Here is an 11,643-nt window from a genome sequence, read left to right as displayed (position 1 = left end):
AGGCTGTCGAGCATGGCTGGTGCCAGAGGCAGTTCATGAGCCTGTCCAGGGGCCAGCGCAAAACCGAAGGCTTTTCCATGTCCATCTGCGATCACGCAGACTTTCGTGCCATAGCCGCCGCGAGAGCGGCCAAGTGCTTCACGATGGTCTCGCTCTTTGAAAGAGGCCCCTTTTTTTGGGCTCCCGCCGCTTTGTGGTGAGCCCTGATGTTCGTGCCATCCAGAAAAGTCATTCCGAGCGCCACTCCGTGTTGTTCCTGAACCAGTTCGAGCAGGCGTTCCCATACGCCGAGCTTCGCCCAGCGGATGAAAAGCTGTGCCGCCCGCCACCACGGACCCAGTTCAGTGGGGATACTCCGCCATTTCGCGCCATTCTCATGACGCCAGAAAATCGCTGCTATGGTCCATCGCAGATCATGCGGCGGTGTCTTGCCTCGTGGGCGAACCGCTTCAATCAGAGGTTCCCAGATCGCCCATGTCTCGTCCGTAAAAGGGCCTGTTCCGTCTCCTTCTTCCATCCCTGCAATATAGGAAAAATTTCAAGCGCTAACAAGCCCTAGTAAGGTGGTGTACCAGTCGATGTACGAAATAAATATTCTACCGTTGATAACATCTCGTTGACTGACCCGATTTGACCACTCGCTATTATTGATGCTGCTCGCCGTTCTAAATCAAGTTGATCTTTTTCTGTTTCAGCGTCAGTTTTAAAGAAGAATGAAACAGGCGCGCTTAACGCTTCAGCAAGTTGATATAACGTTTGCATTGAAGGATTTTGTAAGCCAGCCTCAATAGCAAAGACCGATGAAAATGGAACACCCGAAGCTGTTCTGAGTTCTCCTCTGCCCCATCCTCTAACAATTCTAAGGCTCCGGACCCGTCTCCCTATCATAATAAGGGATTCTAGTGAGCCGGGGGGGGCTACTTTAAATCCGGCTTCGGCAGCGAATACAGCAGTCGTTTCATCTATGGCCGGGTTTGTTGGTCTGGCCATGTCGGATAATGTCCTCATTAACTTGAGAAGGTCTGGTTTGGAAGTTTCCAACAACATTGCCGCATCTAGAAGACTTTCAACATCCTTTTGTGTTAGAGGTTCTGGGAAAGGGACCAAAGCTCCTCCATGAGGCGGGAGAACTTGATCAAAATCCAGCTGTAATGCTTTTGTCAGCCCGAAAAAAGTTGCAGCAGAAAAGGGTTTACCTGTTCTCTGGCTTGTCCTGAAATACTTGATCGTACTTAAGTGGATACCAGACAGTTTTGACAAAGTCGTTGTGGTAATACCAATACGTGTACACTGTTCAATTAGAGTTCTACTGATGTTACGGTACAGAAGTCCATCTTTAAACAGTTTCGCGTTGGCCTGCGTCTCTTTCGTTTTCTTCGCCATATCATAACTCTTTCTCGGCAGGCGCCCCGATCGCCATAAGATCGGGGACAAAGCACCTTCATCATGGTGCTTCTACTAATGCGTAACGTCCTTTCGTTCGTTAAACTCCATTCCAGTCAATACCAGTCAATACCTATATATCGAGTGTTAACTCGACTTAATATGCTTTTTGGTCGCATCATAACGGTTTTCATATGGTTTCAAAGGAGCGAAACCTATGATTATCCCCACTATCTGCCTTACTATCGGCCTAGCCGCCCCCAATGGTCACCACCTGTCCATGTTCCATCATGCGGCATTTGAGCTGGTTCAACCTGGTCAATCGATACGTGCAGACGCATTGAAGCTGAACGATACTTCATCGAGTGATAAACTCCGGCAAATGTCGGAAATGACGACAAAGGATGTCACGGTTAAATCGACACAGAACCATTTTCGTCGTGTTGATGGCTTTGGCCACCACGTACCTTTGGACTTTGCCGTAAGACAGATCGTACCTCCTCACGTGAAAGTAACGTCTGCGCCGGATGTTGACCTCTCGCGGCTGGTGAACTGGGCAGGCGGAGATACATGGAACAGAGTGTTGGCCTCTACTGTGGCCCCTCTCGGTTACGCCATCGACGTTGGGCACAATTCCGTCCGAATTCTAACAAAAAAATCTGTTTCGTCGCATCATGATCACTGACGGTTACCTCAATACAGGAGGTAACCCATGGCGCAGGTGACAACACCGCACGGCAATCGAGACAGAACGCAACACGGCGATGTCTTGATGGCTCTTGAAAATCTTGCCCGAGACATTTCGCAGCAAGGTTCTGATTACACTCTCCATCGTCTAAAGGACCCCGAAGTTCGATTAGTCTGGACCAGAACGCTAGAGTTAATACCACCCCAATACTGGAATGAACTGAGACAGGCTCTTGATGAGCTGACGGGTCCACATGGAAGTCTCTCAGGGCTGCTGAGTGGGGATTCTCCCTTCACCAGAGGTGTCTTCGGTCGCGCAAGGGTGGAAACACTGGGCCGGCTAATTGCTCCTGAGCGCTTGCAAACCCTCGCGAATATCATCCCCTCACATGCAAAGACTTCCTCATGAAGGTAAGAGATCACCTTTTCTCAGCCGTCATTCTTGCTGGGCTTCTGTCGAACCCAGCTTTGGCACAACAGACTGAACAGGGCAGTGTCGGATGCGCCGATTTAACCCAAGCGGCGGCAAACGCTATCAACCAACGCGTTCAGGCTAATGATGCCTATGAAAAACAACCTGAAAGCGTCGGTGCGCTCTCCTGTCTGGACGGCTTCCTTCATGGTCAGGGCCTGAATGTCATCACGAGTGGCCTGGATCCGGCTTCTCTCATCCAAAGTCTTGAAGACCAGTTGGGCTCGCAGATCTGTCAGGCTGCTCAGAGTGCCTGGGGGAACGCTATGGGCGGCACACAGTGTAGCCTGAGTTTATCAGGCATCAATCTGGGCCTTGGTTTTGGAAATGTCGGCAGTGGCACGATGTGCCCCTCACTCAATTTTGGCGGTGGTGGTCCCCCACTGGCATCAGGTGGAATTGGCACATCGGCAGGCTCAGGTTCGCTTTACGTCCAGAGCAATCCACTTCTGCCGGCCGGTTATAGTGCCAACAGTGTCATGGACGGAGTGTTCTGATGGCTAAACAGATCACAAGAACTTTCCTCCTTGCAGCGGGTGTCTGCGTCCTGACAACCAGCTTACAACCGAAACAGGCTTATGGTTTAGGTGAGGCGGCTGTCGTTTTTGCTATCCATGCTCTTCAGAGCTTTATGGGAAAGCAGATGGATAAGGTTGGAGAGAACATCACCAACAGCCTCAATGACATGAGTAATCCTCATTCTGTCTCGTCAATGATCCGCGATGCTGCCACCCAGCAAGCTAATTATGCCAAAGGGCAAGTCGCCGCACAAAGTCGGGTTGCCGATGCGCAGAACACCGCTATGGCGGCCTTCCTGAGGCGACAACAAGAAACAGGCATCCGTGATGAACATATGATGTCGCCGGAGTTCTGCAGTGGACTGGATAGTCAACAAGCGACAATGGCTGCAGCGAAGGCCTCCAGATCAGCACTGGGAGCTATTACAACGATTGTTGAGCCGCGTGGTGAAGCCGCAAAAGGGACGCCTTCTTATTACGGCCGCGCGCAGGGGGTCGATGCCAATACAGTTTTCCATTTGAGACGTTACTGCTCTCAGGGGGATGTTGACGCTGGACTATGCAGTTCTGTTTCCCGCCTGCCCAATGCAGATCAGCGGGCAAGCACGCTTTTTATGAGCGATACACTCTCCAGTGATGGTGCTGTCGATGCAGCCAATGATTACTCTACCAGCCTTATCCAGCCTGTAGCTCCAGCTGCAATCCGAGGTGAGCAAGCGAGTAGCACCATGGGTCGTGAGCAGATGATCCAACGGCGCTCATACAATGCCCGTATGTCTCTGGCACGGTTTATTCTCGCTTTTATCACGGCCCTTGAGACCCCTTCTGTATCGCTCACAGCAGATCAGAAGAAAGAAATGCAGGCAGAAGGGCTCCAGCCTCTTGATCGCGCATCATGGCTTCAGGCCATGAGTCTCGAAGTCAATCGCCGCGTCTCCAGCGTTAGCTGGAATGCGTCATTACAGGCTATGCCAACCGCAAGTGTTCTGCGTGAAATCGCAACAGAGCTGGCACAATCAAACTATCTGGCCATGCAGAATTACCGCCTCGGTCTTTATCAGGCGTCGGTGGGTGCGACCGGTATCGCACAGACAGAGGAAGCTCATATGCAGCACGCCTCTAACAAAATGCCCTCTCCGACCATCAATCCTTAACACAAGGGAAAACTATGTCCGACACTCTGAAACAGACCACTGATCTAGCCAATGTCTTAGATTATTTGGATCGCACAAAAGGTGTAGTGCAGGAAAATGCACCCAACATCGCGCAGCGTTTTGAACGGCTAAAAGAGCAGATTGGTCAATCTCATGAAGACGATCCGTATTTTCGGACCCTGGTCGCTTATGCCGTACAGGATTTTTCCCGCGTAGCAGGACAAGTTCTCCCTGACAGTCATCCGCTTGCAAAAGAGATGACAGAATTAGCGACATCAGCACCTAATATTCAGTCAAAAGAGGTCCAACAGTTGATGGTTGAGACCTCCAAACTTAAAGACCAGAGGCTTGTCGATCAAATACGAGAAGTCGTTGATCAAGTCTCCTCTGGTATGGCTGATCCTGAGCATCCTGACGTGCTGTTTTCTCTGGACAAGATTCATGAGGCTATCAACGCAACTTCCCCAGAAAACCACGCCCCTGATGATATGCCAGCAGCTGGTGGCGAACAAAAGAAACCAGGACTCCATCCGTCTCCCGGAGGAGGGCAATCGGAAGGCAACGGGTCTCCATCAGAACAGACTGGCCCGAAGCAGGAGCCTGAGAGTGCTAAACCTAATACTGAAGGGGCAGCACCACGAGATCCAGCAGGCGGCGATAAGAACGCTAGTCCGAAAAAGCCGGAGCCTGACGCACAGACCGAGCCAGAGCAACCCGTGGTGCAGAAGATGAGCATGGGCGCAGCACTCGTTGGCGGCTTTTCTCGGCTGGCAGGCGCTTTAGCGAGTAAAATTGAAGCAGAACCCAGTTCTCTCTCTCCTGGATGGCTCGACAGAGCGCGTGAGAAGAGCAGCCAGCATGATGCGGCAAGAGCCGAGAACGATATGGATCGCACGGCTCAGCTGGGCTCAGAAGCCGTGGAAGCTATGCAAGCTCTGCGTCAGGGACCAGGTTCCAGCATTATGGCCGCGATTGCAGAAGCCGCGGCAAACAACCCCGGCGGGATGTCAGCAGTGCTATCTGAAATGAAGCCTGGTGGGAAATATGAATCCCTCCATGGGCAATTCGTCTCCGAAAAAGAGAATAATCAGGCATTCGCTAGTCACCTCGAAAGTGCAGCCGAAAAGCTTGGGGCTTACGGAAAAGGAAGAGAGGCTGCCCAGAAAATTGCTGAAACGATGGGAACAACAGCCCGCGTGGAACAGCGGTTTGCACAAATTGATGCCCAGATTGGTAAGGAAGCAGAAGGATTGCCCGGTAGCAAACCAGGCACCTCAATGATTGAGGAACTAAGCGAAAAAACTAAAGAGCTGGTCAAAAAGGCTGCCGAAACCCTTGCTTCAATCTTCCGCGCTGCTCCGTCAAGTGGCCCAACAATGTCACCAGGCTGAGAAAACCATGACTAAGACGCTCCGAAGGGTTCTGGCATCAGCGATCATGGTGCTCGGACTCATAGCATACCTCCCATCTGCGTTAGCGCAGACAGGTTCTGTTACTGGGGGGACGCAGAATTCCGCAGCGGCTTCTGCATCAGATGCATCCGGATCTCATATAGTGACCTGGGATCTGCTGGATCCGGGAAACGATTGGGCTGCTGTCGTAGTGCGCTCCATTTTCCCGGTATTCTCGTCTGGGGATTCTTCTATTGGTTCCGAAAATACCGTCATTGGCACCATGCTTGCGTGGCTGTCTGCTTTTGCAGGCGCGATTGCCGCAGGTTGGGTGACTTACCTGTGGTTTACAACAAACTTTCGGGGAGCAGAGACAGCAAAATTATTGGGAGATAATCAATCCCAGATGTCGATTGTTAAGATCGGGCTGGCCGCATTGATGATGTTTCCAACTGTCTCAGGTTTTGGTGGTGGTCAGGCAGTGGTCGTTCAGGGCTCACTCTGGGCCATTGGTATGGCAAAGACCATCTATCACTATGCTGAGAAAGCTATTGGGCCGGATGGAAAAGCCATCGCCACTCCTATCGTCCCAGGCACCAAAGGAATTGTTCTTAATCTCGTTAAAGATGAATTCTGCCGATCCTTGCTGAATGCTGCATCGAACAATCCCGATCTTATCCCCATCCCAGTAGGACGCACGATCAGGGGTATTTCTGGGAACTCAGAGGGGATTGTTGTCAACTATGCCTATAACATGACTTTGGGTGACGGCACGCCCACGTGTGGCGCGATCAACCTTGAAACACCGGCAATGGGAAAGACCAACCTTGCTGGTGTGTCTGTAGACACAGCGACAATGCAGCGAAATGTTCTTGATGCTGTTCTTGCAGCAGATATCCGCGGGCAGGTGGAAACTGTTGCCCGTAATTTCTGGATGTCCAAGAAGACGCAGGATCTCGCCCCACTGATGGATATCGTGACAACTGCAACAAATGATTACACGTCACGATTGACTGAGAAAGCGGCACAGATGCGCTCTGAGCTGGAGAAGTCAGTCAGCGATCGTTCAACCACTTTAAATCAATGGGGGCTTGGTACGAACGGTGATGCGACCAACACCGCCAACCGACTGGATAGCCTGAGCTGGTCTGGGGCAGGGGCCTATTATCTGGAATTTGCCAGATTGAACGGTCAGACACTGAGTCTCATGACTGCTACCCCGAATGTTACAACTCCCAGTTACAGTGGCATTGGTTCTGCACTCTCCTCTGACGTAGCTCCTCTGATCCAGTCGGCACATACATTTTTGGGTAATATCGATGCCCTGGTTGACACAACGGATGGGATGAGTGCTCCGGGAGGTAATAGCGATCTCTATTCAGGGGCCATGCCTGGTGGCGATGGCTCCAGCACGGTCACGCAGCTCTTTCGTGCCCTGCATCTTAACGACTACGCACTACAGATGCTGATAGGATTTATGGAACCATCAGGCACTGGAGGTTACTGGATAGATCCTTTCGGAAACCTGATGTCGCTGGGACATTGGTTGATTACGATTTCTGTTGCGACCATGGGTACTGCTTCAGTCCTTTCTTCGACTGCCGGCACAATCAGCACTGGCATTCTATCCCTGATGGCAGGCCAGCCTGAAGGCGCAGTGGCGGCCGGGATTGGACACATAGCGATGCAGTTTTTCGCCACGCCAATTATGGCTGGTTGTATGGCCATGTTGATACCAGGTTTGACAATGGCTTTTGTTCTCCCGATGGTACCCTATGTTATGTGGATGGCCGGTATCGCCAGTTGGCTTATTCTGGTGTGTGAAGCTGTTGTGGCCGCACCATTATGGATGCTGGCGCACATGACACTTAACGGAGAGGGTCTGCACGGGAACGCACGTCAAGGCTATGCGCTCTTGTTTGATGTATTATTCAGACCAACTCTGATGCTGTTTGGCCTATTTTTCGGGTACTTTGTGTTTGATGCCATGTCATGGCTGGTACATCAGACATTCGGTGTGGCGGCAGGATTTGCGCTCTCACACGGTTGGCTGGTCAGCAACTTTCTGGGCATGCTCCTTTTGGTGTGGATGTTTGTACTGCTCCACATGATCCTGGCACTTGCATCGTTCAGATTGATCGCAATCATCCCGAACCGTGTTCCACAAATCCTTGGTTTTGGTGGTGGAGAGCGAATTGATATTGATGCCTTCAGTAGGGATGTGGCGGCGGTTGGTATGGCTGGAGCAATGCAAAATATGCAATCAGCGTTGGCTCCGCGTGATCACAGACCACTGACAGGAAGCGGTGAGATGCCCAATCAAAAAGGAATTGAGAAAAGCTCTGGATTGATAGATACTACTCTGAAAAAGAATTCATGAGGGAAAGCATCATGTCTGACAGTGGCCTAGGAGCTTTTGCGGCATACATGCTGGGTCGGAACTCTGCCAGTTGTGCTGAATAAAATAGCCGTTTTATCAGTACACTTTTTGACCGGAGCAATGCTGCAAGCTACGATCAAGTTCTCCAGCTTGCTCGCAAAGGTGTGAGGGCCGTTCAGACACTTGGTGAGCGTTTAGATAGCTTGAATGCTGAATTAGCTGTGGAGCGTGGGAAATCTGCGGATCTTGAAAAACAGTTAGCGGCGGCAAATGCCGCTAACGATGAACTGAAACGACAGCTTGAAGCTGAGAAAGCCCATGCCGTTATGCTTGATGATCGTTTGTTTGATCTGACTATGCGCCATGCCAGACTATGCAAGAAAACCAATACTAAGGATTCATAGGGCGCATAGGTGTTTCTTGTCGCATGATGAGGCTGCATCGTCTGATCCACCACAAAGGAGAAGACAATGCGGCCTTATTTTTATCTTCCGATTGCCCTGATGTTAGGTTTGACAGCCTGTGATGGGGGAAACGTTGAATCCGCGTCCCGCGCCCATGGTCCGAAACCTCCTAAGCTGCATAATTTGTATTATGAGCCCAACGCGGCTTACGGCTCTGCAAGAGCTATCTGGGCACCACCAGTTTACAATCGGCAGGGCACGATCGTGAAACCTACGGATACACGTAACGATACCGGCCGGGAGGATTATGAACATTCGCCCTGGGCGACAGGTGCAAGCGGTGGCGATCAGAACGCCCCGCCAGGCACTTGGTAGAAGAAAGGGCCGCTCTATTTGAGCGGCCCTTTCATTATGGGCAGTCGGGGAAAAATACTATCTGCTCTATCCATAAACTGTCTGAAAGTTGCGATCTGTCCTGTCCGTAACTGCCAGTTGAGTGAGCAATTCCACAAAGAGACTGACCCCAGAAGGGCAAGGAAAGGCAAGAACGCAATAGAGGCAAGAAGTCGGTTGCCTGTCCATGGAAAAAAAATCATTTCCAGTGCCCACAACCCAAACAGCACTGTTGCAATCAGTCCAGCACTATAGGCCCGAATAAAGGTCTCTTTCTGCCGTCTCATGATAACAAGTGCCAGATCTTGGTCACTCAGGTGACTATATGAGACAGCCTGACGAATGCTGGGCAATTGCCGGCCGACAACATCGGCCTGAGCAGGGCTGTCTAAAATCTCCTGCCCTTTGCCATTTACAGTCTCTTCGGGATTTGGCCGCGCAGATAACTTTAGAATTGTCCAAAGCAACCTGATGACATTGAAATTACTTATTATACGCCGCCACCCAACAGCTTCCACGGGAGAGCCTGTGATGTGGGTGGCTACTTTAACCGAGGTCCGGATGATCCCTTTTTTCGCAGTCTGAGGCGGCGGGTTGTCTTTTTTGCTCATTGGCTCAGCTCCCGCACAAAGGACTCTTTATCAGTCGGGTTGCCCTCAAATCGGCCCAGTGACCCGTCTTTTTTGATCCATAGAAATGTTGGGGTTCCTTTCAAAGAGATACTCTTGGCAAAAGCCCCATTCGACTCAAGTTGTTCTGTTGCTTCAGCTGAAGGGGAGTCAGCCCGCTCATGTAAATGACCGTCGATCCATGCGCGTACCATCTCCTGAGGCGAATAGGACAACATGGCCTTGGCATTGAGGGTGCTTTCACCGCGATCTTCATAATCAAGAACTGAAAGGGGCACGACTTTCAGATGAAGTTTACCAGACTGGACTAACGGCATAAGATTTTGAGCAGCGCGGATAGAGTACATGCACTGTGGATCTATCAACATCACTGCAGAGGGAGCAGAAGCTAAGCCCACGTCCCCACCATGCAAAGCAGCAAGAGCGGTTTGAGTAATCTGTGCATTGTCCATATGCACAGTGGGGACAGCTCCTGGGATGTGCTGGATCTGTTGTCGGGTGATATCCCGTCCAGATGCGTCCCAGAGCGAGCCTGCTATAGCAGCCTGAGCATCAGGCGTGGCATATATTACCTGGAAATGTGTCCCGTTCTGCAGAAACATTCCCCGGATACCTTGCCATGGTTCGAGATCTGTTGCGCGCTTTCCTGAAAGGGATCGCAAAGTGTCATACGGCACTGGAATGGCTGTGCCGCCCAGTACGCTTTTCCGATCTTTAGGCATGAAATAAACAAAAACACGATCTGGGGTGTAAGCAACGCCGGTCTCGAAACCATGAAACTGGCCTTGCCCAGAAAGCTGAGCGCCTGAACCTGTAAGGTGCTTTAGGGCATCCCCTGTATCAGGTGTGTTTTCGTGTTGAACAAGGGGCGGGGGTACCGCCGTGGCTGGAGATCCCGTTTTGCTATCAGTAGAGACTGCGCATTGTTGCGCCCAGGCGAACGTCGGAGCAACCAGGGTAACAGCAAGGGCAAGCGGATAGAAACGTAGCACGATATTCTCCCAACGTGATGTCGGGAGAAAATTTATCGGGTCAGGATGCGACCGAATGGTTTTTTTTGCCTCTACTAAAATTAGAGAGAGTGCTGGATGGTATCCAATGTAGTGGTTCTGGTGTTACCTCAGGTAGGATAGGTCTTATAATCCTCAAGAAACGAGTAATTTGGCGTTTTTCAGGAGATGTAGCCTTACGTCTATGATATTTCACCGTCTCAATATGGTGTACCCATTGCTCTCTTGGAAAAGACAAAGTTAGGACAAGCGATGATCTTAGAATGGGGTGGGGGCAATCTGGTATCACCCGGCAAATATGTTGCTCCAAAAAGACGATGGCTTCTCGAACGCATGTCGGTAAATCTTCCTTTGCCAGCGATGCAAGAGAAGAAAAACCCCTTGAGAATTCTTCGTGCATAAATGTTCTCCACGTGTCGCCAAAATGGGCCGACTATGCGCTATTTCCGTATTTCCTCGCTGGTTAGGTTATTACGGATAGTTATTGAGTAGGTCTTCAAATAAAACATTTCACGCAACGGAGAGAAACCCCCTTACACGAGACCGTGAAGACTCAGCCTTTCCCAAAATTTAGTATGTGTCGTTTTTGTCACAACCAATCACGCTATCACCGTATTTTCTCCTGTTCGGTCGCATCATTGGTTTGCATATTTCTTCCATAACGTGAGGAGGAGGAAATATGCTCGCTACGGTTGAAAATCATGATCCTGATTCAGATACGCAGGTAGGCGGTATTGGTGCTGATCGGTTGCGTTCAATTATAGAACGAGTTGAACGTCTTGAAGAAGAGCGCAAAGCGCTCGCAGCGGATATCAAGGACGTCTTCAATGAAGCAAAATCAGCCGGGTTTGACGTTAGAACCGTCAAACAGATTATTCGCCTGCGTAAGCAGGAGCCGGCTGAGATTGAAGAACAGGAAACACTTCTCGATATCTATCGGCGTGCTCTCGGTATGTGAACTTGTTTCACTGGCTGCTAACTGAGCGCATTAATCTTCAATATAGCAACCTGACCCCTAATACGGCCGTCATGGAGTTAAAACCCATGCAAGGAACTGATCCTGCGACAATCATTGTGGCTGTAAACTGCGACTGTACCGCCATTTCTGGTTTTGACCTGCAGGTTTGATTTGTGATTTTTCGGAAACCATCTTGCAAGAATCCGGGGGGTGGAATTTGTTATTTCACGACTCCCTTTCGGTATCCGTCCAGTCTCAGTTTTC

Annotated in this window: 10 protein-coding genes and 1 pseudogene; 7 read left to right on the top strand and 4 right to left on the bottom strand. The window is 50.6% G+C overall.

Annotated features, from left to right (window positions below; genetic code table 11):
- Both FKW19_RS12245 and FKW19_RS12240 read right to left on the bottom strand, forming a co-directional pair.
- A pseudogene (locus FKW19_RS12245) lies at positions 1–517 on the bottom strand (IS5 family transposase); the annotation flags it as partial.
- 38 nt (positions 518–555) lie between these two features.
- The gene (locus tag FKW19_RS12240) at positions 556–1,383 is read right to left on the bottom strand and encodes a helix-turn-helix domain-containing protein (RefSeq protein WP_116100354.1); all 828 of its coding nucleotides are present in this window, start codon (positions 1,381–1,383) and stop codon (positions 556–558) included.
- Between the two features lie 217 nt (positions 1,384–1,600).
- Here FKW19_RS12240 and FKW19_RS15790 point away from each other — a divergent pair, with 217 nt between their 5' ends.
- The 6 genes from FKW19_RS15790 (at position 1,601) to FKW19_RS15780 (ending at position 8,389) form a co-directional block, all read left to right on the top strand.
- Positions 1,601–2,068 (top strand): hypothetical protein, encoded by a 468-nt coding sequence (locus FKW19_RS15790; protein WP_238331349.1) that lies wholly within the window; start codon positions 1,601–1,603, stop codon positions 2,066–2,068.
- A 407-nt stretch (positions 2,069–2,475) separates the two neighbouring features.
- Positions 2,476–3,039 carry a hypothetical protein gene (locus FKW19_RS12230; protein WP_116100352.1) on the top strand — a complete coding sequence of 188 codons (564 nt, stop codon included), beginning with the start codon at positions 2,476–2,478 and terminating at the stop codon, positions 3,037–3,039.
- Positions 3,039–4,214: a hypothetical protein gene (locus FKW19_RS12225; RefSeq protein ID WP_116100351.1), complete on the top strand. Its 1,176-nt coding sequence runs from the start codon at positions 3,039–3,041 to the stop codon at positions 4,212–4,214. The genes FKW19_RS12230 and FKW19_RS12225 overlap by 1 nt, the downstream gene beginning before the upstream one ends.
- A gap of 14 nt (positions 4,215–4,228) precedes the next feature.
- Entirely contained in the window at positions 4,229–5,605 is a 1,377-nt protein-coding gene (locus FKW19_RS15785; protein WP_238331348.1) for a hypothetical protein, read from the top strand.
- A 7-nt stretch (positions 5,606–5,612) separates the two neighbouring features.
- The gene (locus FKW19_RS12215) at positions 5,613–7,985 is read left to right on the top strand and encodes a DotA/TraY family protein (protein ID WP_116100350.1); all 2,373 of its coding nucleotides are present in this window, start codon (positions 5,613–5,615) and stop codon (positions 7,983–7,985) included.
- 164 nt (positions 7,986–8,149) lie between these two features.
- Positions 8,150–8,389 (top strand): hypothetical protein, encoded by a 240-nt coding sequence (locus tag FKW19_RS15780; RefSeq protein ID WP_238331347.1) that lies wholly within the window; start codon positions 8,150–8,152, stop codon positions 8,387–8,389.
- Between the two features lie 389 nt (positions 8,390–8,778).
- Here the strand turns inward: FKW19_RS15780 and FKW19_RS12200 are convergent, their stop codons facing one another.
- Both FKW19_RS12200 and FKW19_RS12195 read right to left on the bottom strand, forming a co-directional pair.
- Positions 8,779–9,393: a hypothetical protein gene (locus FKW19_RS12200; protein ID WP_116100348.1), complete on the bottom strand. Its 615-nt coding sequence runs from the start codon at positions 9,391–9,393 to the stop codon at positions 8,779–8,781.
- Positions 9,390–10,403 carry a thiol:disulfide interchange protein gene (locus FKW19_RS12195; RefSeq protein ID WP_116100347.1) on the bottom strand — a complete coding sequence of 338 codons (1,014 nt, stop codon included), beginning with the start codon at positions 10,401–10,403 and terminating at the stop codon, positions 9,390–9,392. The genes FKW19_RS12200 and FKW19_RS12195 overlap by 4 nt, the downstream gene beginning before the upstream one ends.
- A 697-nt stretch (positions 10,404–11,100) precedes the next feature.
- On the opposite strand from FKW19_RS12195, the gene FKW19_RS12185 reads away from it, so the two are divergent.
- Positions 11,101–11,379, top strand: coding sequence for a DUF2312 domain-containing protein (locus tag FKW19_RS12185; protein WP_116100450.1), 279 nt, complete (start codon positions 11,101–11,103; stop codon positions 11,377–11,379).
- The last annotated feature ends 264 nt before the right edge of the window (positions 11,380–11,643 follow it).

Source organism: Acetobacter sp. DmW_125128 (assembly GCF_008704325.1).
In the GTDB taxonomy this organism is placed as follows: Bacteria; Pseudomonadota; Alphaproteobacteria; order Acetobacterales; family Acetobacteraceae; genus Acetobacter; species Acetobacter oryzifermentans.
The sequence above is the reverse complement of the archived record's forward strand: the minus strand, read 5'-3'. Positions and strand labels throughout refer to the sequence as shown.